Source organism: Microbacterium sp. SA39 (genome assembly GCF_000967865.1).
Taxonomy (GTDB): Bacteria; Actinomycetota; Actinomycetes; order Actinomycetales; family Microbacteriaceae; genus Microbacterium.
In genome coordinates this window covers 114,418-139,345 of the sequence record NZ_JXRU01000032.1, presented here as the reverse complement: position 1 = coordinate 139,345, position 24,928 = coordinate 114,418, and the positions used below count along the sequence as shown (strand labels likewise).

Annotated in this window: 27 protein-coding genes and 1 tRNA gene; 10 read left to right on the top strand and 18 right to left on the bottom strand. The window is 67.9% G+C overall.

What is annotated here, in order from left to right; all coding sequences use genetic code 11:
- Positions 1 to 5: 5 nt before the first annotated feature.
- From RS85_RS08375 to RS85_RS08365, 3 genes are all read right to left on the bottom strand, one after another.
- Positions 6 to 320 carry a hypothetical protein gene (locus RS85_RS08375; protein ID WP_152642369.1) on the bottom strand — a complete coding sequence of 105 codons (315 nt, stop codon included), beginning with the start codon at positions 318 to 320 and terminating at the stop codon, positions 6 to 8.
- 10 nt (positions 321 to 330) lie between these two features.
- A complete protein-coding gene (locus RS85_RS08370; RefSeq protein ID WP_046012970.1) occupies positions 331 to 972 on the bottom strand; it encodes a DUF4166 domain-containing protein in 642 nt (213 codons plus the stop codon).
- Between the two features lie 73 nt (positions 973 to 1,045).
- Positions 1,046 to 1,294, bottom strand: coding sequence for a hypothetical protein (locus RS85_RS08365; protein ID WP_152642368.1), 249 nt, complete (start codon positions 1,292 to 1,294; stop codon positions 1,046 to 1,048).
- Positions 1,295 to 1,357: 63 nt separating this feature from the next.
- Here RS85_RS08365 and trpS point away from each other — a divergent pair, with 63 nt between their 5' ends.
- Both trpS and RS85_RS08355 read left to right on the top strand, forming a co-directional pair.
- Entirely contained in the window at positions 1,358 to 2,362 is a 1,005-nt protein-coding gene (trpS, locus tag RS85_RS08360) for a tryptophan--tRNA ligase (RefSeq protein WP_082087545.1), read from the top strand.
- 26 nt (positions 2,363 to 2,388) lie between these two features.
- Positions 2,389 to 3,045: a hypothetical protein gene (locus tag RS85_RS08355; protein ID WP_046012968.1), complete on the top strand. Its 657-nt coding sequence runs from the start codon at positions 2,389 to 2,391 to the stop codon at positions 3,043 to 3,045.
- A 15-nt stretch (positions 3,046 to 3,060) separates the two neighbouring features.
- On the opposite strand, the gene pth is transcribed toward RS85_RS08355, so the two are convergent.
- The gene (pth, locus tag RS85_RS08350; protein ID WP_046012967.1) at positions 3,061 to 3,642 is read right to left on the bottom strand and encodes an aminoacyl-tRNA hydrolase; all 582 of its coding nucleotides are present in this window, start codon (positions 3,640 to 3,642) and stop codon (positions 3,061 to 3,063) included.
- Positions 3,643 to 3,743: 101 nt separating this feature from the next.
- Entirely contained in the window at positions 3,744 to 4,373 is a 630-nt protein-coding gene (locus RS85_RS08345) for a 50S ribosomal protein L25/general stress protein Ctc (RefSeq protein ID WP_046012966.1), read from the bottom strand.
- A gap of 224 nt (positions 4,374 to 4,597) precedes the next feature.
- On the opposite strand from RS85_RS08345, the gene RS85_RS20135 reads away from it, so the two are divergent.
- Positions 4,598 to 4,723, top strand: coding sequence for a hypothetical protein (locus RS85_RS20135; protein ID WP_268748004.1), 126 nt, complete (start codon positions 4,598 to 4,600; stop codon positions 4,721 to 4,723).
- Positions 4,724 to 4,748: 25 nt separating this feature from the next.
- Here the strand turns inward: RS85_RS20135 and RS85_RS08340 are convergent, their stop codons facing one another.
- Positions 4,749 to 5,804 (bottom strand): D-2-hydroxyacid dehydrogenase, encoded by a 1,056-nt coding sequence (locus RS85_RS08340; protein ID WP_082087544.1) that lies wholly within the window; start codon positions 5,802 to 5,804, stop codon positions 4,749 to 4,751.
- 164 nt (positions 5,805 to 5,968) lie between these two features.
- On the opposite strand from RS85_RS08340, the gene gndA reads away from it, so the two are divergent.
- Positions 5,969 to 7,438: an NADP-dependent phosphogluconate dehydrogenase gene (gene gndA / locus RS85_RS08335; protein ID WP_046012965.1), complete on the top strand. Its 1,470-nt coding sequence runs from the start codon at positions 5,969 to 5,971 to the stop codon at positions 7,436 to 7,438.
- Between the two features lie 60 nt (positions 7,439 to 7,498).
- Here the strand turns inward: gndA and RS85_RS08330 are convergent, their stop codons facing one another.
- Positions 7,499 to 8,749 (bottom strand): FAD-binding oxidoreductase, encoded by a 1,251-nt coding sequence (locus RS85_RS08330; protein WP_082087543.1) that lies wholly within the window; start codon positions 8,747 to 8,749, stop codon positions 7,499 to 7,501.
- 93 nt (positions 8,750 to 8,842) lie between these two features.
- Between RS85_RS08330 and RS85_RS08325 the strand changes: the two genes are divergently transcribed.
- The 3 genes from RS85_RS08325 (at position 8,843) to RS85_RS08315 (ending at position 12,113) form a co-directional block, all read left to right on the top strand.
- On the top strand, positions 8,843 to 9,571 hold the full coding sequence (locus tag RS85_RS08325; protein WP_046012964.1) for a response regulator transcription factor: 729 nt from the start codon (positions 8,843 to 8,845) through the stop codon (positions 9,569 to 9,571).
- A gap of 26 nt (positions 9,572 to 9,597) precedes the next feature.
- Positions 9,598 to 11,091, top strand: coding sequence for a sensor histidine kinase (locus RS85_RS08320; protein ID WP_082087554.1), 1,494 nt, complete (start codon positions 9,598 to 9,600; stop codon positions 11,089 to 11,091).
- Between the two features lie 188 nt (positions 11,092 to 11,279).
- The gene (locus RS85_RS08315) at positions 11,280 to 12,113 is read left to right on the top strand and encodes a type IV toxin-antitoxin system AbiEi family antitoxin domain-containing protein (RefSeq protein WP_052703490.1); all 834 of its coding nucleotides are present in this window, start codon (positions 11,280 to 11,282) and stop codon (positions 12,111 to 12,113) included.
- Positions 12,114 to 12,254: 141 nt separating this feature from the next.
- Here RS85_RS08315 and RS85_RS08310 read toward each other — a convergent pair whose 3' ends face one another.
- The 6 genes from RS85_RS08310 to RS85_RS08285 form a co-directional block, all read right to left on the bottom strand.
- The gene (locus RS85_RS08310; RefSeq protein WP_046012962.1) at positions 12,255 to 13,829 is read right to left on the bottom strand and encodes an FAD-dependent oxidoreductase; all 1,575 of its coding nucleotides are present in this window, start codon (positions 13,827 to 13,829) and stop codon (positions 12,255 to 12,257) included.
- 15 nt (positions 13,830 to 13,844) lie between these two features.
- The gene (locus tag RS85_RS08305; protein ID WP_046012961.1) at positions 13,845 to 14,732 is read right to left on the bottom strand and encodes an FAD:protein FMN transferase; all 888 of its coding nucleotides are present in this window, start codon (positions 14,730 to 14,732) and stop codon (positions 13,845 to 13,847) included.
- A gap of 18 nt (positions 14,733 to 14,750) precedes the next feature.
- On the bottom strand, positions 14,751 to 15,218 hold the full coding sequence (locus tag RS85_RS08300; protein ID WP_046012960.1) for an FMN-binding protein: 468 nt from the start codon (positions 15,216 to 15,218) through the stop codon (positions 14,751 to 14,753).
- A gap of 92 nt (positions 15,219 to 15,310) precedes the next feature.
- Entirely contained in the window at positions 15,311 to 16,345 is a 1,035-nt protein-coding gene (locus tag RS85_RS08295; protein WP_046012959.1) for a ribose-phosphate diphosphokinase, read from the bottom strand.
- 6 nt (positions 16,346 to 16,351) lie between these two features.
- Positions 16,352 to 17,779 (bottom strand): bifunctional UDP-N-acetylglucosamine diphosphorylase/glucosamine-1-phosphate N-acetyltransferase GlmU, encoded by a 1,428-nt coding sequence (glmU, locus tag RS85_RS08290; RefSeq protein ID WP_046013065.1) that lies wholly within the window; start codon positions 17,777 to 17,779, stop codon positions 16,352 to 16,354.
- 1 nt (position 17,780) lies between these two features.
- Positions 17,781 to 17,852 (bottom strand) — tRNA-Gln (locus tag RS85_RS08285).
- A 113-nt stretch (positions 17,853 to 17,965) separates the two neighbouring features.
- Here RS85_RS08285 and RS85_RS08280 point away from each other — a divergent pair.
- From RS85_RS08280 to RS85_RS08270, 3 genes are read left to right on the top strand one after another with little or no spacing between them, the layout of a single operon-like run.
- Positions 17,966 to 18,472: a GNAT family N-acetyltransferase gene (locus tag RS85_RS08280; RefSeq protein WP_082087542.1), complete on the top strand. Its 507-nt coding sequence runs from the start codon at positions 17,966 to 17,968 to the stop codon at positions 18,470 to 18,472.
- A gap of 7 nt (positions 18,473 to 18,479) precedes the next feature.
- The gene (locus RS85_RS08275; RefSeq protein ID WP_046012958.1) at positions 18,480 to 18,971 is read left to right on the top strand and encodes a MarR family winged helix-turn-helix transcriptional regulator; all 492 of its coding nucleotides are present in this window, start codon (positions 18,480 to 18,482) and stop codon (positions 18,969 to 18,971) included.
- A gap of 22 nt (positions 18,972 to 18,993) precedes the next feature.
- Positions 18,994 to 19,908 carry a pseudouridine synthase gene (locus tag RS85_RS08270; protein ID WP_200894809.1) on the top strand — a complete coding sequence of 305 codons (915 nt, stop codon included), beginning with the start codon at positions 18,994 to 18,996 and terminating at the stop codon, positions 19,906 to 19,908.
- Here RS85_RS08270 and RS85_RS08265 read toward each other — a convergent pair.
- The 5 genes from RS85_RS08265 to RS85_RS08245 form a co-directional block, all read right to left on the bottom strand.
- Positions 19,871 to 20,572: an HAD-IA family hydrolase gene (locus tag RS85_RS08265; RefSeq protein ID WP_052703489.1), complete on the bottom strand. Its 702-nt coding sequence runs from the start codon at positions 20,570 to 20,572 to the stop codon at positions 19,871 to 19,873. The two genes, RS85_RS08270 and RS85_RS08265, sit on opposite strands and share 38 nt — an antisense overlap.
- 8 nt (positions 20,573 to 20,580) lie before the next feature.
- Positions 20,581 to 21,630 carry an NAD(P)-dependent alcohol dehydrogenase gene (locus RS85_RS08260; protein ID WP_046012956.1) on the bottom strand — a complete coding sequence of 350 codons (1,050 nt, stop codon included), beginning with the start codon at positions 21,628 to 21,630 and terminating at the stop codon, positions 20,581 to 20,583.
- A gap of 31 nt (positions 21,631 to 21,661) precedes the next feature.
- On the bottom strand, positions 21,662 to 22,531 hold the full coding sequence (locus RS85_RS08255) for a carbohydrate ABC transporter permease (RefSeq protein WP_052703488.1): 870 nt from the start codon (positions 22,529 to 22,531) through the stop codon (positions 21,662 to 21,664).
- The gene (locus RS85_RS08250) at positions 22,528 to 23,385 is read right to left on the bottom strand and encodes a carbohydrate ABC transporter permease (protein ID WP_152642367.1); all 858 of its coding nucleotides are present in this window, start codon (positions 23,383 to 23,385) and stop codon (positions 22,528 to 22,530) included. The genes RS85_RS08255 and RS85_RS08250 overlap by 4 nt, the downstream gene beginning before the upstream one ends.
- Before the next feature lie 62 nt (positions 23,386 to 23,447).
- A complete protein-coding gene (locus RS85_RS08245; RefSeq protein ID WP_052703486.1) occupies positions 23,448 to 24,827 on the bottom strand; it encodes an ABC transporter substrate-binding protein in 1,380 nt (459 codons plus the stop codon).
- Positions 24,828 to 24,928 lie beyond the last annotated feature (101 nt).

The following is a 24,928-nucleotide window of genomic DNA, read 5'->3' as shown; positions in this document are numbered from 1 at the left end:
CGATCTCAAGCGGTGAGCAGAGCCGCGATCAACCCCGCCGCGACGACCACGTAGGCGACCAGGCTCACGGAGTAGGCGGTGCCGCGGCTTCCGGAGCGGAAGACCAACGGCACGACGAACGCGAGGGCGAGTCCTGCGAGCAGCGCCAGGAACGTCCCGAAGATCAGCACGTATCCATGCGGATCACCGGTACCTCCACCGAAGCGGCTGCTCAGCGTCATCCACGCGAAGCACAGGAATGTGACGCCGAACACCGCTGTCAGCACCATCCCGACGATCCGTACGAGGCGGCCGCCGGCAGGACTCTGCGTGCGGGTCATGGACGGCATTCTACGACGACGCCGGAACTCCTTCTGAGTCGATCAGCCGGTACCAGCCGCGGTACTCGAGAACGGTGCCGAGGAGCGGGTGTCGGGCTCGCATCGAGATGGTCCGACGGCCGTGCACCTCGTCCCAGCCGTCCTCCAGATCGACCGAGATGCCGAGGATGCCGCGCAGCGCGAACCGTCGACCTCCGAGCCGAAGGGCGATACGACGGGTCTGCATGCGCAGGGCGCCTTCATCTGTGACGCTGCACTCCTCGATGAGCTCGACGCGCCCCCGCGCTCCGAGGAGGTTGCGCACCAACCCAGGAACCACGCTCGTCGTGAGCCGGTCGGTGATGCGCTGCGCTGACCCGGGGAAGCGGAACTCGCGAGTGGTGTCGAGGGTCGGCCGGCCGAGAGCATCGCGCTCGGCACGCATCGAGAGGGTGAACGGCACATCGCGCCCGAATCGCGTGACGAGCATCTGCGATCCCACGACCGGCAGCGCGAGCGCACCCAGCTGTCCGAAGCGGCTGCCTGCGACGGCGAACACGCCCTCCGCGCGATCCGCCGGCACGACCGCCTGCATCTGGGTCAGGATCTCAGGATGCAGGCGCTGCGCGTCCTCGCCGAGCGCCCGCAGGAAGACCTCGCCGCGTGCGATCATTCGCGCACCTCTTCGCGCGTCGGCTTCACCGTCTCGTCGCCGAGAGCCCGGTCGAACGCTCCCCCGCCGCCGCTCACGCGCTGACCTCCGCGAGCGGCGACAGCCGATCCGCCGAGTCGAACGCGAGCGCCGAGGTCCGCTCGCCGTTCCGGCCCTCACGATCTCCCAGAGAGACGCCGGTTTCGCGAATGGCGTGGATGCCGAGACCGAGCTCGTACCGGAACTGCGAAGCGCCGTTCTCCCACATGCCGGTCGAGACGATCGCGGAGAACCGCCCGTCCCACCGCGCGTGCTGCGCCGGTGTCTGGGGATCAGTCGTCATGCCCACAGCGTAGAACGCTGTCGGACGCAGACCGGTCACCGGCATCCCCATAGGATTGGTGTCGTGACGAAACCTCGCCTGTACTCCGGAATGCAGCCCTCTGCCGACTCCCTCCAGATCGGCAACTACATCGGCGCGCTCCTCCAGTGGCGTGACCTGCAGACCTCGTACGACGCGTACTTCTCCGTCGTCGACCTGCACGCACTCACCGTCGCGCAGGACCCGGCCGAGCTGCGCGAGAAGACGCGGCGCACCGCGGCGCAGTACATCGCGGCAGGCATCGAGCCGTCGAAGTCGACGCTGTACGTGCAGTCGCACGTGCGCGCTCACGCCGAGCTCGCCTGGATCCTGAGCACCATCACCGGCTTCGGCGAGGCCGGCCGCATGACGCAGTTCAAGGACAAGTCGGCCCGCTACGGGCAGGACCAGACGAGTGTCGGCCTGTTCACGTACCCGGTCCTGATGGCCGCCGACATCCTGCTCTACCAGACCGATGTGGTGCCGGTCGGCGACGATCAGAAGCAGCACGTCGAGCTCACGCGCGACCTCGCCGACCGGTTCAACACGCGCTTCGGGGCCACGTTCACGGTGCCGGTGCCGGTCATCCAGAAGGAGACCGCCCGCATCTACGATCTGCAGAATCCGACGTCGAAGATGTCGAAGTCCGCAGAGAGCGACGCCGGCGTGCTGTGGATGCTCGACGATCCCGCGAAGTCGGCCAAGAAGATCATGCGCGCCGTGACCGACAACGAGGGCTCGGTGCGCTTCGATCGGGAGAACAAGCCCGGTGTCTCGAACCTCCTGACGATCTACGCGGCACTCTCGGGTCGTCAGGTCGCAGCCATCGAGGACGAGTACGCTGGCCGCGGCTACGGCGACTTCAAGAAGGGCCTGGCCGAGGTCGTCGTTAGCGAGTTCGAACCGGTTCGTGCACGCGCCCTGGAGCTTCTGGACGACCCCGCCGAGCTCGACCGCATCCTCGCGGAGAACGCCGGACGAGCGGATGCCGTCGCCGACAAGACGCTGTCCGACGTCTACGACCGGGTGGGTCTGCTCCGCCGCGTGTGAACCGGCACGGCCTCTAGGATGGGGGCGTGACAGATCCGCAGCTGCCTCCCCCGTCCGGCGCCGTACCACCCGTGCCTCCCGCGCCGTTCGGTGCCGTGCCGCCGCCTCCGCCGGCGTATCAGGGCGCACCCGCCGCACCCGCCTATCCGGCGCCTGCATATCCGTCCGCTCCCGCCTACCCGGCGTCTCCCCCAGCCTCCGTCGCCGTACCTCAGGCCGCGCCTCCCGGGGCATACCAGGTGCCGGTCGGTGGCTACGCGGCGCCCGCCGGAGCCTACGTGGTGCCCGATGCGTCCCCGCGTGCTTCCGGCTTCCTCGGGATCCTCGCCCTGATCCTCGCGGTCGTCGCTGCCGTCGTCACGCCGATCGTCGTCGGGGTCGCCGGCTTCGAGATCGGACGGCGTCTCCCCCAGGGGATCTCCACCACGAGCGACGATGTCCTCAGCGTGCTCTCGCCCGCTCGGGACCAGGTGCTGTGGGCAGAGCTGTCGTTCTGGACCGGCACCATTCTCGGGATCGCCGCGATCGTGATCGGCATCATCGCGATCAGGAAGAAGCAGGGTCGCGGCGCGGGCATCGCCGCACTCGTCGTAGCCGTGATCGCGCCGATGATCTTCTTCGTGGTGCTCACGATCGCGTTCTCGACCGGCAGCGCCGCAGGCTTCATCGATTTCGCGAGCTGACGAAGCGATGCCGCGTCACCGTGGCGCGTGGTGTTTCTGCTGAGCAGCGAGCAGACCTTCGGCGACGAGGAGCTCTACCGCGTCCGCGGCATCCGACACCAGGATCGGCAGGTTGGGCCTCTCCTCCTTGCCGAACGGCGCGAGCACCCAATCGGCGGGATCCTGACGACCCGCGGGGCGACCGATGCCGACGCGCACGCGAGGGAAGTCCGGCGTGCCGAGAGCACGTGCCACGTCGCGCACTCCGTTGTGACCGCCGTGGCCGCCACCGCTCTTGAGCTTCACGGTGTCGAACGGGATATCGAGTTCGTCGTGCACGACGATGACCTGCTCCGCGGGAACCGAGTAGAAGCGCGCGAGCGCCGCCACGGGCGTGCCCGACACGTTCATGAACGAGTTCGGCTTGGCGAGCACCAGCTTGTCGCCACCGGGACGCAACCACGTCTCGACGACTCGCGCTCCACCCTTGTGCTCGCGGAAGCTCTCACGGCGCCGCGCCGCGATCTCGTCGACGACCATCTGACCGACGTTGTGCCGGGTGCTCTCATAGCGCGGGCCGGGATTGCCCAGACCCACCACGAGCCAGGTGGATGACATGTCCTCGTCCTTTCACGCCGCGTCCGGCCACGGACCCGGTCAGGATACGACAGAGGGGACGCGATGCGATCGCGTCCCCTCTGCCCTGAAACTGTCGGAGATCACTCCGAGGCGGAGTCCTCGGCGGCAGCTGCGTCGCCCTCGGCAGCAGCTTCGCCCTCGGCCGCCCCATCCTCTTCACCCAGGTCCTGCTCTGCAGGAACGGAGATCGCGACGACGAGCACCTCGGGGTCGGCCAGCAGGGTCGAGCCCTTCGGCAGCACGACGTCGGCAGCGGTGATGTGCGCGCCCTCTTCGAGACCCTCGACGGAGACCTCGAGGTTCTGCGGGATGTGCGTGGCCTCAGCCTCGATCGACAGGGTGTTCGCGTCCTGGTTGACGATCGTGCCCGGAGCGGGCTCGCCGGTGACGATGACGGGAACGTCGATCGTGACCTTCTCGCCCTTGCGCACGACGAGCAGGTCGATGTGCTCGATGATCTGGTGCACGGGGTCCTTCTGGACGTCCTTGACCAGCGCGAGCTGCTCCTTGCCCTCGATGTCGAGCTCGAGGAGCGCGTTCGCGCGACGGATGATGAGCGCGACCTGGTGACCCGGAAGGGCGACGTGGATCGGCTCGGTGCCGTGACCGTAGATGACGGCGGGGATCTTGCCCGCGGCGCGGAGGCGGCGAGCGAAGCCCTTGCCGAAGCTCTCGCGGAGCTCGGCGTGGACCTTGGTGTCTTCAGACATGAGGTTCTCCTTCAGGCACGCAGCGAAGTCGCCGCGCGGTGGTCTTGTAATTGTGATCTCGAACGCAGACGCGTGAGGAAAGCCACCGGGCTTGCTTCGCCGCGTCGATAACGGATGACCGCGCACGCGCAGCAGCATCCCTCGCCGAGGTACTAGGTCAATGGTACCGGATGACCCGATAGGCTGAGGACACCGATCCTTTCCTGCAGATCACGGAGTACCCCATGCTCGACGGCGCCTTCTTCTCGCACGTAATCCTCTGGCTCATCGGCGGGATGACCGTGTGCGCCGTCGTCGGCAGCTTCGCGGCCCTGTTCTCGATGGGGCGCTCCGGCTACCGCAAGGACTGAGTCCTGCGGCACCGGTCAGCTTCGCTCAGTAGAACTCGACGGTGTCGACCACTGCGCGGAGTTCCGCGCCGTCCAGGAGCCGCGTGGCGTTCTCCGCGAAGCGGCGTGCGATGCGCTCCTCCTCGTTCGAGTTGAGCGCGGCTGTGTGCGGGCTGACCAGCACGTTCGGGTGACCCCACAGCGGTGACGCAGCATCCAGGGGCTCGTTCTCGAAGACGTCCAGACCGGCGAACGCCACCCTGCCGTCATCGAGCGCGGCGAGCAGCGCTGATTCGTCGATGACCGTGCCGCGTCCGACGTTCGTGATGGTCATTCCCGGCTTCACAGCCGCGAACACCTGCTCGCCGATCAGATGGTGCGTCTGCGCGGTCCCGGGGAGCGTCACCACGATGGCATCGACCTCGCCCACCGCATCGACGAGCCGGTCCAGCGGGACGAGCCGATCCACACCCTCCACGGGGTCTCCCGACCGGGTCGTGCCCCACACTCGTGCCCCGAGAGCGTGGAAGCGGCGCGCGCACTCGGCTCCGATGCCGCCGAGACCCACGATCAGCACGGTCATCTCGTCGAGCTGCCGCATCTGCCAGCGATCGGGCCAGGTCCGGCTGCGCTGATCGGTCAGGAGGCGCGGAAGCCCCTTCGCTCCGGCCAGCACGGCGAACACCGAGAACTCGGCGAGCGTTCCCCCGTGCACGCCGGCGCTGGTGGTGAAGACGATCCGGTCGAGGTCGGTGCGCGAGAGCTGCGCCTCCTTGACCGTGCTGCCGCCGCCGGCCGCCGTCGTCATGACCCAGCGAAGTCGGGGATTGGCGTTCACGGTGCGTACGAGTGCGGAGGCGTCGACATCGGGGATGCCGAAGAGCGCGTCGGCGGAATCGACCAGTCCATCGAACGCGGCCTGCTGCTCGGGGGTGCGGGTGAAGTCGGGGTCACCGGTCCAGTCCGCGGGTCCGCGCATCGGCGGCACCAGACTCGGATCGCTGATCACCTCGACACGCGGTTCGAGCGTCTCGATGAGCCGGCAGAGCTCCTCCGGCAGCGGCACCGCCACGACGACCCGTAGCCTGTTGTCCGAACTCACGATGGCGATCCCTTCTTTCGACGATCGCGTCCAGCGTATGACCTCCTGACCGCGTCCTCCGCTGCGCGAGCCGGGCTTTCGTCGCAATCCGTGACACAGGCGTAACGGCGGTCCGCACAGCGATACGCTGAAAGCACCCCTTCTTCACGATCGAGGAGCCATCTGTGCCCGAAGCATCAGCGAACATCGGAGTCGTCGGACTCGCCGTCATGGGTTCGAACCTCGCCCGCAACCTCGCAAGCCGCGAGGGAAACACCGTGGCGATCTTCAACCGCAGCTATGAGAAGACGCAGACCCTTCTCGGCGACCACCCCGAGGCCGGGTTCGTCGCGGCATCCACGTATCAGGAGTTCGCCGACTCGCTGCAGAAGCCGCGCACCGCGATCATCATGGTCAAGGCCGGCGGCCCGACGGATGCCGTGATCGACTCGCTGGTCGAGGTGTTCGAGCCCGGCGACATCATCGTCGACGGCGGCAACGCGTACTTCCCCGACACGATCCGCCGCGAGAAGGCGGTCCGCGAGACGGGCATCAACTTCGTCGGCGCCGGGATCTCCGGCGGCGAGGAAGGCGCTCTCACGGGCCCCTCGATCATGCCCGGCGGCTCGGACGAATCCTGGATCACACTCGGCCCGATCCTGAAGTCGATCGCCGCGATCGCCGAGGGCGAGCCGTGCGTGACGCACGTCGGCCACGACGGTGCCGGCCACTTCGTGAAGATGGTGCACAACGGCATCGAGTACGCCGACATGCAGCTGATCGCCGAGGCGTACGACCTCATCCGCCGCGGCACGGGCAAGTCCCCCGCCGAGATCGCCGACATCTTCGCCGAGTGGAACGCCGGCGAGTTGGAGTCGTACCTGATCGAGATCACTGCAGAGGTGCTGCGCCAGGTGGATGCCGAGACCGGCAAGCCGCTCGTCGACGTGATCCTCGACCAGGCCGGCGCCAAGGGCACCGGCGCGTGGACCGTGCAGACCGCGCTGTCGCTCGGCGTTCCGGTCTCCGGCATCGCCGAGGCCACGTTCGCCCGCTCGCTGTCGTCGCACCCCGAGCAGCGTGCGGTCGCCGTCTCGCTCCCCGGTCCGGATGCCCTTCGACAGGCTCAGGGACCCAGCTTCGCAGTGGACGACGAGGCCGCGTTCATCGAAGACGTCCGCCTCGCCCTGTATGCGTCGAAGATCGTCGCGTACTCGCAGGGCTTCGACGAGATCCGGGCCGGCGCCGCCGAATACGGGTGGAACATCGACCTCGGCGCGATCTCGAAGATCTGGCGCGGCGGCTGCATCATCCGCGCCCAGTTCCTCAACCGCATCGCCGACGCCTACGCCGAGAACCCGGACCTTCCGGTCCTGATGACCGCCCCGTACTTCGCCGAGGTCTTCACGCGCGGCCAGGCGTCCTGGCGCCGCGTCGTGGTCACCGCCGCGCAGGCCGGCATCCCCGCTCCCGCGTTCTCGTCGTCGCTGTCGTACTACGACGGCATCCGCGCCGACCGCCTGCCCGCCGCCCTCGTGCAGGGTCAGCGCGACTTCTTCGGAGCGCACACCTACAAGCGCATCGACAAGGAAGGCACCTTCCACACCCAGTGGTCGGGCGACCGCACCGAGATCGAGGCCGAAGACACCCACTGACCCGGAATTTCCGCGTTCGACGAGGGCCGGACACCGCGCAGGTGTTCGGCCCTCGTCGCGTCAGACGAGGATGTTGTGGTTGCGCCGGAAGACGTTCTGCGGGTCCCAGCGCGACTTCACCTCGCGCAGCCGGACGAGCGCCTCGTCGGTGAACATGCCGGGTACGGCATCCGGCCGCTCGGTATCGGCGAAATTGCCGTACTCCGCGAGGCGACCGGTCTCGATACCCGCCCAGTCCGCGCGGACCGCCGAGCGCGTGTCGTCGTCGACCAGGCCGGGGATGTCGAACGCTCCGGCCATGACGAACCAGGTCGCTGAACGCGCGGGGAAGGCGGTGTCCTCCTGCGGCACCTCCCCGAAGGCCCCTCCCAGAGACCGCAGGAAGACCACGGATGCCGGATACGCGCGGCGGAACGCGACGAGGCGCTCGATCAGCTGATCGTCGAGATCGGCGTACAACCCGTTGCCTCCGATGAAGCCCGGCGGAGTCACCTGCTCCTCCCCCTCGGGCTGGGGCATCTCGATCAGGATGTCGCGGTAGGCCGGTGCCGTGATCTCGGTGTGCACGCCGCCGATCGCCGAGATCGGCTCGAGCACGGCGCGCAGGCGGTCGGGATCCGGTGCGGCCCAGACCCCGCTCAGCCGAGCACCCGCCGGCGCACTGGGGTCCATCGGCGGCACATCCATGAAGGTGACGGTGAGTTCACGCGGCGCCTCACGGAGCAGGTCGCGCGCGGCGCGGAGCACTGCGGTCGCATCGCCGTCGATGATGCTCTCCGCGAACGCGATGCCGGGCAGCCGGTGAGCGGCGAAATCGAACCGCGTGACCACCCCGAAGTTGCCTCCCCCTCCGCGCAAAGCCCAGAAGAGGTCAGGATGAACGTCGGCCGAGGTCTCGACGACGTCGCCGGAGGCCGTCACGACCTGAGCGCCGATGAGCTGATCCACGGCCAGCCCCCAGGCGCGCACCATCCAGCCGATCCCGCCCCCGAGGGTCAGGCCGCCGACCCCGACGGTCGCCGTGTCGCCCGAGCTGATCGCGAGCCCGTGGTCGGCGAGTGCCGTCGCGACGTCGCCCCACACCGCACCTCCCCCGATGCGGACGGTCGTGCCTTCGACGTCGATACCGGCGAGTCCGCCGAGCTCGATGCGAATGCCGGGTTCCGGCTCGTGCGACCAGGGGCCGTGCCCGCCGGCGACCACGGTGATCGGGACGGACCCCTGCACCGCGCTTCGGATGATGCCGGCCACCTCCTCGACAGAGGTGGGACGGTGACTCGGGGACGCCAGAGCATCTGTGCTGTCGGTCATGCCGTCATGGTAGCCACCGCCGCCGACATCACTCCCAGGCAACGCATAGCGCATCCCATAGAAATCACATAGGAGATTCCGCAGAATGGAGACATGACCAGCGACCTGCCCGACCTCCGCCGCCCGGATGGCTCCCCTCTTCGCATCCTCGCCGTCGACGATGAGCAGATGCTCACGGACCTTCTGGCGATGGCCCTGCGGATGGAAGGCTGGGAGGTGCGCACTGCCTCCTCCGGCATGGAGGCGCTGCAGGTGGCGCGCGAATTCGAGCCGGATGCGCTGGTGCTCGACATCATGATGCCCGACCTCGACGGCATGGCCGTGCTGCGGCGACTCCGCGAGTCCGGAAGCCTCGTCCCGGTCCTGTTCCTCACGGCGAAGGATGCCGTCGGCGACCGTGTGGCCGGCCTCACCGCGGGTGGCGACGACTACGTGACGAAGCCGTTCAGCCTGGAGGAGGTGATCGCGCGTCTGCGCGCCATCATCCGTCGCACGGGTCACGCCACGGCGGACGACGGGCAGTCGATCCTGCGCGTGGCTGACCTCACCCTCAACGAGGACAGCCACGAGGTCATGCGCGACGGCGTCGAGATCGACCTCACGGCGACGGAGTTCGAGCTGCTCCGCTACCTGATGCGCAACGAGCGCCGCGTGCTGTCGAAGGCCCAGATCCTCGACCGCGTGTGGAGCTACGACTTCGGCGGCAAGTCGTCGGTCGTGGAGTTGTACATCTCGTACCTGCGCAAGAAGATCGACGCAGGACGCACGCCCCTGCTGCACACGGTCCGCGGAGTCGGCTACATGATCAAGGCTCCACAGTGAGCCATGCGGCGATGACGCACCGGCCGATGAGCCTGCAGACACGGCTGATGACCGCCGTGATCGGGTTCGTGTCGCTGATCCTCGTCATCGTCGCCGTCATCACCAGCGCAACGCTCAGCCGCACCCTCGAGGATCAACTGGACCAGAAGCTCTTCGGCAACCTCAAGGCGCTCGCGGCGCTCGTCGGACAGGTCCCGCCGAGCGCCGCGACCGTGGGGAACATCCTGGAGAGGCCGCTCTCGCAGGTGCCGCCAGGGCTGCTCTTCGCCGTCTCGAACCCGGTCAGCGGCACGAGCGGCGTCATCTTCTCGGGCACCGAGGTGGATCTCGGCGGCACCACGAGGAACCTCACGAAGGCACAGCTCTCGCAGGTCGCCGCGGCACTCGACGGCAGCCAGGTCGCGAATGTCGCGATCGAGGACATCGGCTCGTATCGGGTCGCCATCACGTCGACGTCCAGCGACGTCGCCGTCGTCGCCGGTCTCCCCCGGGACGACATCCAGAACCAGCTCACGCAGCTGCTCACCGTGATCGCGCTCGCGACGATCGGCGGCCTCATTCTGCTCGCCCTCACGACGGCGATCACGATCCGTGTGAGCCTCCGTCCCCTCCGCGCCGTCGCTCGGACCGCGACCAGGGTGGCGAACCAGCAGCTCGACCGGGGCGAGGTGATCATCACCGAGCGCGTCCCGGCATCCGAAGCCGACCCGCGCACGGAGACCGGTCTCGTCGGCGCGTCGCTGAACAAGCTCCTCGATCACGTGAACACCTCGCTCGCGGCGCGCCAGAAGAACGAGGAGCAGATGCGCCGGTTCGTGGCCGATGCGAGCCACGAACTCCGCACGCCCCTCGCGTCGATCCGCGGCTATTCGGAGCTGTCCCTTCGCGCGCTGCGTCAGAATCCGGCCGGAGCGGATGCCCCGGACGCGATCGAGAGCACGACCTCGTCTCTGGAGCGCATCCAGGCGCAGTCCCTGCGCATGACCCGGCTCGTCGAGGACCTGCTGCTGCTCGCACGTCTCGACGAGGGGCGTGAACTGGTCTACGGCACCGTCGACCTCACCCAGCTCGCCCTCGAGGGGCTCTCGGATGCCCGCCCTACCGCCGCCGACCATCACTGGGTCATCGACGTGCCCGACGAACCGGTCTCCATCCTCGGCGACGCGGGACGGATGCACCAGGTCGTCGCGAACCTGCTCGCCAACGCCCGGACGCACACGCCTGCAGGGACGACCATCACTCTGAGCGTGAGCCAGGAGGGATCCGATGCCGTGCTGCGCGTGCACGACGACGGACCAGGCATCGACCCCGCGCTCCGCGAGGAGCTCTTCGCCCGCTTCGCCCGAGGCGACAGCTCCCGCGCCCGGCAGACCGGAGGAACGGGCCTCGGACTCGCCATCGTCAAGGCGATCGTCGACGGTCACGGCGGCACGATCACCGCGGCGAGCGAGCCGGGCGACACGACCTTCACGGTGCGTCTGCCGCTGACTCCGACAGCGGCGGTGCCGGCCGAGCGCTGACGAGCTGGCCTCGGTCGGGGCCCGGGTCGCGTGCACTTCGTCGGGAGATTTCCGGTTCGTCGGTCGATCTAGGCCTGATACGCCCGGCATCGGCATCCGCTCCCGACGAGGTGACGGTCGGCCGGAGGACTCTCCACAGATTCGCACCCCGATCTCTCCGCGAGGTGCCCATCGACCACGATCGATGCATGCATTCGGCCGCCTTCATCCTCACTCATCACGGCGGCATCGCGCGGGGCGTCCTGCTCAGCCGATTCGGTCTGACACGCCGGATGCTGCGCGCGGAGGTCGCCTCAGGAGCCATCGTCCGAGTTCGGCAAGGCGTCTACGCGCTCCCGACGACGGCGCGCGACATCGTCGCGGCCGCAGAGCACGGCGGATCGCTGACCTGCCGACGCGCTCTGCGCCTCCACGGCATCTGGGTTCTCGACGACGACGCGAACCCTCATGTCTGGCTCGGTGGCCATGGGCGACCCCACCACCAGGACTGCACCTGCGTCGGACACTACTACGACGGCCGCGCAGTCCTCGGTCTCGCCCCGATCGAGGATGCGCTGGTGCACGCGTACCACTGCTCAGGCGCGGAGACCTTCTTCGCGGCGCTGGTATCCGCGCTCCTCCAGGGCAAGATCCGCAGACGGGCTCTCGCGCGCATCCGAGCCAGGATCCCGTCCAACGGGCGCTGGCTCATCGACCTCGCGCGCGACGACGCCGACAGCGGACCGGAGTCGTTGCTGAGGCTTCGCCTGCATCTACTCGACATCACGCTCGACTGTCAGATCGATATTCCGACCGTCGGACGCGTGGACTTCGTGATCGGCGGCCGACTCATCCTCGAGGCGGATGGCAGGGAGAATCACGAGAGCGATCAGAAGCGACACAGCGATCGCGTGCGGGATGCCGCGGCATCCGTTCTCGGATATGAGACCCTCCGCTTCGACTACGCCCAGGTCGTCCACGGCTGGCCCGCGGTCGAGGCAGCGATCGTCGCCGCCGTCGTGCGGCTGCGGGAGCGATTTTGACCGAACGGCACCTCACGAGTCATTCTGTCGGGAGCGGTGCAGCACATTCCGGCGAGTCGCCCCGGAACGACCCGACGAACACGAAATCGCCCGACGGAATGAACGAACGTCGCGAGCGTTTCGCACGGCCCGCCGCGGGCGTCAGTACCCGGCGAACGCGTCGGTGGTCAGGCTGCGCGCCTTCTGCAGCGCAGGAGCGAGATCGGCGATCAGCCGCGGCGGCCCGGAGATGTACGCGTGGCGGCTGCCGAGGTCGGCGACGACCTGTTCCAGGGTCTCGGCGTCGAGTCTCGCGCCCTGCGCCCAGCTCCAGTGGGCGGGCAGGTCCGCGGGTTCGTCTCGGGTGAACACCACGGTGCGCACCCCGGTCGCCGCGAGCTCGTCGCGGAACGCGAGTTCACCGGCATCGGATGCCACGTACACGAGCACGACGTCGCGCTGCTGCCCCGTCGCCTGCAGCTGACGCAGCTGGGAGACGAAGGGGGTCACACCGATACCGGCGGCCACCATCAGCACGGGAGCGTCACCCCGAGGAAGGATGAAGTCACCCCACGTCCCGGTGACCGCGAGAGTCACGCCGGGCTCGGCCTCTGCGAGAGCGCGCTTGTAACTCGACGGATGCTTCTGGTCACCGTTCTTGTACGCGATGCGCAGCGTCGGCAGATCGGCCGGCGCGGAGACGATGCTGAACTCGCGCCGCGTGCCCCGGGCATCCGGCCGGTGATGCGGCACGTCGAGCTCCAGGTACTGACCGGGAAGGAACTTCACCTTCCCCTTCGCGCGGAAGGTCAGCTCCTGGGCGGTCGGCGTCACGAACTCGCGCCGCTCGAGCACCAGGCGGACCGATCCGCGCAGCGCGAAGGCGAAGGCCAGCAGGTTTCCGATCAGCAGGGCGCGCTCCTGCCCGAGGGTGAAGAGCCCGGCCACGGAGATCGGCCATCCGGCGAGCACACCGACCACGGCGGCCACCGCGAACTGCTGGCGGCGGCGCGGAGGGAGCGTCAGCGGTTCCGACACCATGAAGGCGCCGAGGAAGAGCAACGGGGACTGCAGCACGGCGAACTGCAGCGCGGTCAGTAAGTCGAACGAGATGTCGAACTCCTGCGCCTGCACGGCCTGCCGCACGATCGACACCGCGACCGCGACGACCAGGAACACCAGCACGACCCGCACCTTCTCGGTGCGCCACAGCACGGCGAGGCCGAGGATCGCGACCGGGAGGGCCATCGACGGCGTGCCGATCCACCACGAGGAAGAGGTGCCGAGCCATTCGAACGCACCGAAGGCCCCCAGGATCGACACCACGGCGGCGCCGAACGCCGCCGGGTTGAGGATGTGCCGCCCACGCCACGCGATCAGGTACTTCGACAGGCTCGCGAGGGCTCCGGCGATGGCGAGACCGATCAGCGCAGAAGGCTCGACGCCGGGGCGGAGCACGAACAGCAGGATCAGCGCGGTGACCAGCGACGACTCGATGCGCCAGGGCAGGCGCAGGATGCGCTGCGCCGCGGCATCCACGGCGGAGATCACCACCGCGAGCACGACGAACGAGGCGACCAGCTCCAGCGGCGTCGGCGAGACGATCACCCCGGCGAGCGAGAGCACGAACGCGATGACGGCGAGCGCTGCGAGGGCGAACAGGACCAGACGGTACATCGACAACGAGCCGAGAACGGCGAGCACCCGTTGGCGCGCGGCAGCGAGAGACGTGATCACGTGTTCCACTCTTCCCTAGTTCTGTGCAGCGGGGCGCGATCCGCGCCCGCTCCCTGAGACGAACAGCTCGGCCGGGCAGCCGGGCGACCGCTGCGCGCGACCGTCAGTGGACATGCGCACCCACTCGACGCCCCACTGCTCCGCGAGTGCGGGGCCGCCGTCGAAGAAGAGAGCGGTCGCGACGGCATCCGCTCTCATCGCGTCGGGCGCGAGCGCCCAGGTCGCGGCCCACGTGCGCACGGGGATGCCGGTGCGCGCGTCGAGCACGTGATGCAGGCCGTTCCCCCAGGCTCGGCGATTGACGGCGGAGGCGCACAGCGCGCCGTCCTGCACGCTCACCACCCCGACGGCCTTGGCCGCATCGTACGGATGCTCGAGCGCCACACGCACCGGCGTACCGCGCACGCGCATGTCGCCACCGGCGTCGACGACGAGGTCGCCCGGCGTCTCCGCCAGCACGGCGACGACTCGGTCGACCAGGCGCCCCTTCCCCAGTGCCCCGACGTCGAGAAGCGCGGGAACGGATGCCGTCACCCCGGCATCCGTCCACGACACGCGGTCCTCCCAGGCGGCAGGGGCCCGCACCGGATCACCCGCCCTGAGTGAGTAGTCGGCGTCGTATCCGAGGGCGGCGAGGCTGTCGGCGACGAGCGGGTTCACCGCACCGTCAGTCGCTGCGGAGAGGTCACGGTAGGCGTCGAGCATCGGCTGCGCATCGGGAGAGAGCAGCGCTCCCCCGTCACGCCCGAGACGAGCGACACCCGAGTCGGTCCGGAATCGCGACCAGTCGCGGTCGAAGCGCTCGATCTCGACGACGACGGCCGCTCGATCCTGCTCGTCCAGCACGGCCGAGGACTCGATCTCCCAGTGCGTTCCGATCGCGTCGAAGCGCCAGCTCGCCATGACAGAAGCCGTCGGCGCCTACGCGGCGGCCTCTTCCTTGATGGCTTCGACGGCCTCGTTGAAGCCGCCGCTGGTGAGCGACGACCCAGCGACGCGCGAGACGTCGAGCTCGTCGATCGGCTTGCCCTCGACGACGTCGCCGATACCGTCGATGAACTCGCCCTGGTACCGCTCGGACTCTGGAGCCTGCGGGTCACCGGTCACCTCGACGTCGGTCACGACGCCATCGGCGAGTGTGAGCGTGACCGAGATCTTCTCGACCGTCTCGGGGGTCTGGTACTGGCCGTCGGCGGTGTAGGTGCCGTCTTCGTACGTGGCAGCCGAACCGCCGCCGCTGGCTTCGGAGTCCGCGCCGCCGTCGGCGTTGTTCGTCGGCTCGTCGGCGGTGTCAGGGGTGCTGGAGCAGCCGGCGAGGACGAGGAGTCCCGCGACGCCGATGAGGGCGGCTCCCTTGTGGACAGAGGTCGGTACGGTCGTGCGGATCATGATGGTCCTCCCGGCTCGGTGTCACGCGACTGTATGCCGCTGAATCGAACGTAGGGAAAAGGCCTATGCACGGGCTGTGCCGTCGCGCTGGATTACGCGTCGCCGCCGAACATGCTCGTAACCGAACCGTCTTCGAAGACCTCGTGCACCGCGCGGGCGAGCAGCGGCGCGATCGGCAGGATCGTGAGCCGATCCCACCGGCGAGATTCGGTGAGCGGGATCGTGTCGGTGACGACGACCTCGTCGATCGACTCGTCCTGCAGGCGCTCGTGCGCCGGGTCGCTGAAGATCGCGTGCGTGGCCGCCACGATGACGCGGTGCGCTCCGGCCGCCTTGAGTGCCTGCGCGGCCTTCACGATCGTGCCACCCGTGTCGATCATGTCGTCGACGAGCAGGCAGGTGCGTCCTTCGACGGTGCCGACGATCTCGTGCACGGAGACCTGATTGGCGACCTTCGGGTCGCGCCGCTTGTGGATGATCGCGAGCGGGGCGCCGAGGCTGTCCGACCAGGTGTCGGCCACGCGCACGCGGCCCATGTCGGGCGAGACGACGGTGAGGATCTCACGGTCGGCGGGGCTGAGGGTGCGCTGGAAGTGCTCGAGCAGCACCGGCTTCGCGAACAGGTGGTCGACGGGACCGTCGAAGAACCCCTGGATCTGCGCGGCGTGAAGATCGACGCTCATCACGCGGTCGGCCCCTGCGGTCTTCAGCAGGTCGGCGACGAGACGGGCGCTGATCGGCTCGCGGCCGCGGCCCTTCTTGTCCTGACGCGAATAGGGATAGTACGGGGCGACGACGGTGATGCGCTTCGCCGACGCACGCTTGGCGGCGTCGATCATGATGAGCGTCTCCATGAGCCACTCGTTCACCGGCTCGCCGAACGTCTGGAACAGGAAGAGGTCGCAGCCTCGGATCGAGACCTCGAACCGCGCGTAGATCTCACCCGAGGCGAAGGTACGATGCTCGGTCGGCGCGATCTCGGTCCCGAGGGACTCCGCGACGGCCGCGGTCAGCGCGGGATGCGAACGCCCGCCGGCGATGACCAGGCGCTTCTTGGTCTTCGCGACGAGGCCGGGCGCGATGCCGTTGTCACGATCCAGGTCGACGATCTTCTTCTTGCGCGCCATGTCCGCCTATTCCGCCGAATTCTCCCGGGAAGCAGCATCCGCCGCACCCGTGCCTGCTCTGTTCTTCTCGACCCATCCCTCGATGTTGCGCTGAGGGGCGACGGTCATGGCCAGGGCGCCGGCGGGGACATCCTTGCGGACGACGGCGCCTGCACCGGTCTTCGCACCAGCACCCAGCCTAACGGGCGCGACGAGGACCGTGTGCGACCCCGTGTGAACCTCGTCGCCGATCTCGGTGCGGTGCTTGTTCACGTCGTCGTAGTTGGCGGTGATGGTGCTCGCACCGAGGTTGACGCCGCGTCCGATCGTCGCATCGCCGACATACGAGAGGTGCGGCACCTTGCTGCCCTCGCCGATCTCGGCGTTCTTGGTCTCGACGTAGGCGCCGATCTTGCCCTTGGCACCGAGCACTGTGTTCGCGCGCAGGTAGGAGAAGGGCCCGACGGTGGCGCCCGCCCCGATCACCGAGAGTGTGGCATCGCTTCGGCGGACGATCGCATCCTCCCCCACCTCGCAGTTCACGAGGGTCGTGTCCGGGCCGACTGTGGCACCCGCGGCGATCGTGGTCGCGCCGAGGATGTGCGAGTTCGGAAGGATCGTCACATCCGGCGCGAGTGTCGCGTCGTCGTCGATCCAGGTCGTGGCGGGATCGATCACGGTGACTCCCTCGAGCTGCCAGCGACGGACGATGCGTGCGTTCAGCAGGCGTCCGACCTCGGCGAGCTGCGCGCGGTCGTTCACGCCGAACGTCACCGTGACATCGGAGACGACGGATGCCGCCACGCGGTCTCCGTCACGACGCAGCAGCCCCGGAACGTCGGTGAGATACATCTCGCCCTGCGCGTTGTCCACGCCCACCTCTGGGAGATACCTGCGCAGCGTCGAAGCCCGGAACGCGTACATGCCGGCGTTGATCTCGCGGACGGCCGCTTCGTCGTCGCTGGCGTCCTTCTGCTCGACGATGCGGTCCACCCCGCCGTCGGCGTCGCGGATGACGCGGCCGTATCCGCGGGGGTCCTCCACCACGGCCGTCATCAGCGTGGCGGGGGCGCCGGACGCGCGGTGCTCGTCCAGGAAGGCGGAGAGCGTGTCGACATCAGCGAGCGGGCAGTCGCCGGAGAGCACGAGCACGTCACCCTCGAAGTCGTCGGGTAGCGCATCGATCGCGACCTGCACGGCGCGCCCCGTGCCGGGGACCTCGTCCTGGTCGATGAACACGGCGGCGGGATACTCCTCGGAGAGCGCCGCCACGACCTGGTCGCGCTCGTGACGCACCACGACCTCGATGTGCTGCGCCTCGAGGCGCGCCGCGGTGGTCAGTACGTGGCCCACGAGTGGGCGGCCGCCGATCGGATGCAGCACCTTGGGAAGGCGCGACTTCATGCGCGTGCCCTGTCCAGCGGCGAGAATGATGATCGCGAGGTTACCTGTCATGCTCCGCCGCCAGGACTCGAACCTAGACCTAACAGCTCCAAAGGCTGTCGTGCTGCCATTACACCACGGCGGACCGCGGCGTCCTCGAGGACGCCGCCCGTCAAGTCTGCCATGCCCGCGCGTGAGATCTCTGCTGACGTCGGGCACCGTCATCCCTGGGAAACACGTCTTTGGAATGCTGAGGGCATGAGCATCATCATCGAACAGGTCGTGACCGCCCGCCCCGCACTCGCCGCCTTCCTGGAAGCGCACCACGCCGACATGGAGGACACCGCTCCGCCGGAGAGCCGCCACGCACTGCCGTTCGACCGCCTTCTCGTCCCCGGTGTGAGGCTCTTCGCAGCCTTCACCGAGGGCCGTCCGGTCGCCACCGGCGCGCTGGCTTCCGTCGACGAGGAGCACGAGGAGGTCAAGTCCATGCGGACGGACCCCGCGATGCGCGGGCGAGGGCTCGGCCGCACCATGCTCGACTTCCTGCTCGCGGATGCTGCGGCGCGCGGCATCCGTCGGGTGTCGCTGGAGACCGGGAGCATGGACTTCTTCGCCCCGGCCCGCGCACTGTATGCGAGCGCGGGTTTCACCGAGTGCGGTCCGTTCGGCCGCTACCGCCCCGACCCGCTGAGCACGTTCATGACGCTGGCGCTGCCCGCGGCATCCGTCGCGTCCGACGCGGCCGAGGTCGGCACGAGATAATGAGCGGATGAGCGATGAGGATGAGGTCGACCGGATCGTCGGTGCGTGGAACACGCAGCGGCCCGACCTCGACTTCTCTCCGCTCGAGGTGCTGTCTCGGATGGACCGGCTTTCCCGACACCTCGACCGGGCCCGCCGCGACGTGTTCCGGCGCAGCGACCTGGAGCCGTGGGAGTGGGATGTGCTCTCCGCGCTCCGGCGGGCAGGAACGCCGTTCCAGCTCTCCCCCAAGCAGCTCCTCCAGCAGACCCTGGTCTCGAGCGGCACCATGACGAACCGCATCGACCGGCTCGTCGCGCGGCGACTGGTACGCCGCGAGGCCGACCCGGGCGACGGGCGCAGCGTGCTCGTCACGCTCACCGAAGACGGGCGCACGCGGGTGGATGCCGCGATCACGCGGCTCGTCGACGTCGAGGCGGAGCTGCTGCGCGGTCTTTCGCGCGGCGACCGCGACCGACTCGCCGGACTGTTGCGCAAGCTGAGTCTGAGCTTCGACTGATGACGGCATCCGTCTGATGGGTATGCCCTCTCCCCTCCCCATGCGCGACGGTGTGGGTGCGACTCGGCTGCATGTGCCGCTGACCGGTGCATGGCCGACGGTGTCCGCGTACATGGTGGAACGCTTCTTCCACCTCGATCCGGAGTGGCTGCTGCAGCGGTTCGACAGGGGTGAGATCGTGACGCGCGACGGGTCGCCGGTCGCGCGCGATGCGCCGCTCGGCTCCGAGGAGTTCGTCTGGTACTACCGCGAGCCGCCGACGGAGCAGGCGATCCCGTTCACCGAGGAGATCCTGCACCAGGATGACCATCTCGTCGTCGTCGACAAGCCGCATTTCCTGCCGACGACGCCGGGCGGGAAATTCCTGCAGAACTCTGCGCTGGTGCGCCTGCGCAACCGCCTCGGGAACCCTGATCTCGCGCCGATCCACCGGCTCGACCGCGCGACGGCGGGCCTGCTGATGTTCTCTGCGCGCCCGGCGACCCGGGGCGCGTATCAGCTGCTCTTCGAGAACCGTGAGGTGCAGAAGGTGTACGAGGCGGTCTCCGCCCGCCCGGCGGATTGGGACGACACCCGCTTCCCTCTCGTGTACCGGAATCACATCGAGAAGCCGCGCGGACAGCTGCGCGTGCAGGTCGACGATATGCGCGAGCCGAACGCCGAGACCGCCATCGAGCTGCTCGGCGCTGACGAGCGCGTCGTGCACACGCTGCTGCGACCGCACAGCGGCAAGATGCACCAGTTGCGCGTGCATCTCGCCGCCATCGGCCTCGGCATCCTGAACGACCGGTTCTATCCCGAGTTGCTCGACGACGGGCCGGACGACTACGCCCGTCCGCTGCAGCTGCTCGCGCGGGAACTGCGTTTCGTCGACCCGCTGAGCGGCGAGGATCGCGTGTTCACGACCCGACGGATGCTGGCGGAGGCGCCGCACTGAAAGGTCGCATTCGGATACGGACGACCCGCCCTTCCGCGGAGACCACGGAGACATCTGCCAAGGACCTCACGACCAGGTCCGCATGCGCTGCGAGATCCGTCGCGGGGACCGTTCCCATGACGCCCACAGTCCGACATCCCGCTGCTCGCGCGGACCTCAGACCTGCGACGGTGTCCTCGAAGGCGACGGCCGGCGCGGATTCCGGGTCAGGCCGGCGCGCCGAGCGGAAGGGCTCCGGGTGGGGCTTCCCCCGCACCACGTCGTCGCCGGAGACGAGGCGATGCGGCGCGGGGATTCCTCCCGCTGCCAGACGCGCGAACGCGACGGGCCGCGAGGCAGACGTGACGACCCCCCAGCCCTCCGCGGGGAGTGACGACAGCAGTTCGATCGCGCCGGGGAGAGCAGGCACCGGTACCCGCGGGGATTGCTCGATCTCTCGGAGCCTTTCAACGCCCGCTTCGACGCGACCAGCGGGCAGGAGAGACGAGACGAGATCGGCAGCCCGTCGACCGTGGAACGCGTGATGGACCGGGATGCTCACGGCTTCGAGCACCGCCCACTCGCGCCATGCGTCCTCCACGGCCGCGATCGAGTCGATCAGAGTGCCGTCCATGTCGAACAGCAGGTCGCCGACGGTCCATTCGACGCCGAGGTCCCGCGCCACCCGTACCCCTACTCCGCCGCGGCGTGCGTGAGCGCCGGGATCACCATCGTCTTGATGGCGGCCGGGTCGGTCTTCGCCTTCATGAGAGCCTCCTCCACGCCGTCGAGTCCGAATCTCCCGGTCACGATGCCGTCGGTGTCGACCTTCCCGCTGGCGATGAGATCGATGCCCACCGGCCAGGTGTTCACGTACCGGAAGGTTCCGGTGAGCGTGATCTCGCGATGCTGGAGCAGAGCGATCGGCACCTCGAGGTGATGGCCGCCCATGCCGACGAGCACAGCGGAACCGCCTGGTCGGATCGCGTCGAACGCCGACTTGATAGCGCGTCCGTTGCCGGAAGCATCGATATACACGTCGAAGTGCTGATCGTAGGTCGACAGATCGCTGTCGGCCGGATCGAGCGCGACATCGACGCCGCGCGCGAGCGCGAACTCCCGCCGATGCACGATCGGATCGCTGATGACGACCTCCGTCGCACCGAATGCCTTCGCGACTTGCGCGTTCAGGACGCCGATCGGGCCTGCGCCTGTGATGAGCACCTTCGCTCCGGCGGTGATCCCCGCACGCCTGGCCGCGTGCACAGCCACGGAGACCGGCTCGACGAGGGCTGCCTGCTCATCGGTCATGGAGTCGGGGATCTCGTGCGCGAAGTCGTCGTCGACGATGGCGTACTCGACGAAGGAGCCGTCGATCGGCCAGGCGCCGTAGAAGCGGATCTCACGGCAGAGGTGGTAACTCCCCTCTTTGCAGTAGCGGCAACGTCGACACGGCGTCTGCGGCTCCAACGCCACCCGCGCACCGACGCGACTCGGGTCCACGCCCTCGCCGACCGCGACGATCTCTCCGGCGGTCTCATGTCCGAGGACGATCGGACCTTCGACGACGATGTCGCCGATGACTCCCGTCTCGTAAAAGTGGGTGTCTGATCCGCAGACGCCGATCGCGGTCACCTTCACGAGCACCTCGCCTCGCTGCGGGCTGGGGACGTCGCGTCGTTCGAGTTCGATGGTCTCTGTGCGGGTGAGCACGCTCGCGAGCATGGTCGTGGGAATGGGCATGGAAGTGTTCCTTTCGAATGCCATACGGTGATCAGCCCTTGACGGTTCCGGCGGTGAGCCCACCGACGATCCAGCGAAGGGAGAAGAGGGCGAAGATGATGCCAGGGATGAGGGAGATCACAGTCGCCGCAGCCATCGGGCCCCAGTCGATCGACTGGTAGGAGATGTACTGCTGGATGCCTGTCGTGATGACCTGCGTGTTCTTGCCGGCCAGTACCAGCGGCAACGTATAGCTGTTCCACGCCCAGATGAACGACAGCATGAGGCTCGCCCCCAGTCCGGGCGCGATCAGGCGGAACAGCACGTGCCGGAAGGCCGTCCAGCGGTTGCCTCCGTCGACCGCGACCGCCTCTTCAAGCTCGGGCGGAAGATCCTCGATGAACGAGCGGAGCATCCACACCAGCATCGGAAGCGTGACCAGCTGGTACGCGAGGATCAGTCCCAGGTAGGAGTCGTAGAGCCCCGTCTGCTGGAAGATGAGGTAGAGCGGCAGGATGATCAGCAGTTCGGGCGCGAACCGCATCGACAGGATGCCGAAGGCGATGTTCTCGCGTCCTTTGAAACGGAAGCGCGCCAGGGCGTATGCGGTCGGGAGGCCGATCGCAAGCGTGAGCAGCAGCGATCCGGCTGTCACGATGAGCGAATTGACGAACGGCGTCATGAACGCGGAGCCGCTGAGGACCTGCGCGTAGTTGTCGAGGATCGGCACGAACGCGAGCGTAGGCGGATACGCGACGATGTCTTCCGGCTTCTTCAGAGACATCATCACGATCCAGACGATCGGCGCCAGAGCGAAGATCGTCCAGGCGGTGAGCGCCGTGATCGCCCCTCCGTGCTTCAGAGCCTTCGTGCGCCGCCGCCGACGGACGATCCGGGTGCGGTCGAGGAGTGTCGAACTCATGCCATCACCTCCCTGCGCCGCGCCTTCAGCAGGAAGGACGAGAGCACGTTGCAGAGCAGCCACAGCACGATCAGCGAGGCCATCGCCATGCCGAAGTTGAGGTTGCGAATGCCATCGAGATAGGCGAGCACGTGCAGGTTCGTCGTGGCATCCACCGGCCCTCCCTTGGTCGTGGTGTAGATGATGTCGAACATCTTCAGGGAGTCGATTCCTCGGAACGCGATGATGACGATGAGCACCGGCAGCAGCATGGGCAGCGTCACCGAGATGAAGTTCCTGATGGGACCCGCACCGTCGACGGCCGACGCCTCGGTCAGCTCCTTGGGCACGCTCTTGAGCCCCGCCTGGGCCAGCAGCACCACGAACGGCGTGAAGATCCAGACATCGATGAGGATGACCGAGAGCAGGGCGCTGTCCGGTCCGTTCAGCCACAGCATCTTGGGCTGCCCCGCCGACTCGAGCAGCCAGTTGACGATGCCGTTCTCGGTGAGCATCACCTTCCACATGAGCGCGGCGACCACGGGAGGCAGGAGGAGCGGCAGCACGATGAGGAGGCGGAAGACGTTCCCGTACCGGCCGTAGTTGAGCAGCATCGCGAGGGCCACGCCCACCACGCATTCGATGACGACGACGACGACGGCGTACAGGAGGGTGATCCCGACCGCATGCAGTCCCTCCCCCGTCGTGAACAGGGAGACGTAGTTCTTTCCCCAGTTGAATTCGGGGCCGCCTCGATTGAGTCGGTATGAGGTGAACGACCACCATGCGCCGGTCAGGAACGGGTAGAGGACAGCCACCAGCACGGCGAGGGCCGGAAGCACGAGCAGATAGGGCAGATAAGACTTGTGTTTCACGAGGTCAGGCTCCTTCCACGTGTGGTCCGGCCGATGCACCGTGATGCACCGGCCGGACGAGATCACTCGATCGCGGCGTCGATCTTGGCGGCTGCGTCGTCGAGCGCTTCCTCGACGGAGGCCTGCTCGAGGATGGCCGACTGGATGGCCGTGGCCCAGATGTCACCGACCTCGGTCCAGGTGGACGACGGCGCGTACGGCCAGGACGCGTGATCCGCGAGGATTTCCTTCCACACCGTGTTGTAGTCGCCCCATCCCTCGGTGGCCGCCGCCATCTCGGGGCTGTCGGCGACCGAAACGCGCGTGGGGTTCATGTTGCCGTTGCTTATCGCGGTCGTCAGCAGTTCCTTCGACGTCGCCCACTGGATGAACTGCCAGGCGGCACCCTTGTGCTCGGATGCGGCGTTCATGCCCAGGGACCAGACCCACAGGCTCGAGGAACGACCCTCGGGCCCCTCGGGAGGAAGCGCGTATCCGACCTTGCCTGCGATGGCGCTTCCCTCCTTCTCGAAGTCGGGCGCCATGTGATCCGCGTCGATGTAGAAGGCCGATGTACCGGCCAGGAAGTCCTGCTGCGCCTCGTACCACGTGTAGGTGCTGGCCGCCTGCGGGCCGGTCTGCATGAGCTCGACCCACTTGCTGACAGCCTCGACGCCCTCTGGCGAGTTGACGGTCGCCTTGCCATCGGTGATGTCCTTGACGCCGTAGGCGCCGGCGAAGGTCGAGAACGGGTTCAGGGTGGGGAAGGTCTTGTCGCCCCGGCTGACGAACCCGTTGATGGTCTTGCCCTCGAACTCCGTACCGTCCAGCTTCTTCGCTGCGGCGATGAGCTCGTCGATCGTCTGCGGGACCTCGACGCTGTTGGCCTCGAGGATGTCCTTGCGGTAGAAGAGCGCGTAGCCTTCTTCGTTCGCCGGGATCGCCCATAGTCCGCCTTCTCCGGCACCGCCGAAGTCGGTCGTGTCCCATCGTTGCGCCTCGATCAATGCGGGGAAGAAGTCGTCGAAGTCGTAATCAGGCGCAGTCTGCTTCGCGTCGTCGACCCACGGCTGCAGGTCCTCGATCCAGCCGGCTGCGGCGTACTGGTAGTTCATGGGCTGAGATGTCATGAATGCGTCGTAGTTGCCCGAACCGGACTGCAGTTCAGTGAGGATCTTCACCATGTAGTCGGATTCGCTCAGCGTCTCGAGGTTCACCGAGATGCCGGTCTTCTCCTCGAAGTCGGGGAGATTCTCTTTGATCGCCGCGGACACCGGGTGCTCGCTCATCAGCAGGTTGAGCTCCTCGCCCTCGTAGTTCTTCCAGTCGAAGCTCTCGACGTCGCTGGAGGTGTCCGGACTCGAGCTCGTCGTGCATCCCGCCAGCACGGACGCGGCCATCAGTGCGGCGAGACCGACCGCTGCTCTACTGCCGCGATGCAGGCGGCGAACGTGATTGTTCATCAGTACTCCTTCGGACCATGAAGCACCTCGCAGCAGGGATACTGCGCGGTGCGGAACAGGAGACAGACTATTTTTCGTGCTCCACGGAGCAGCTACGATGC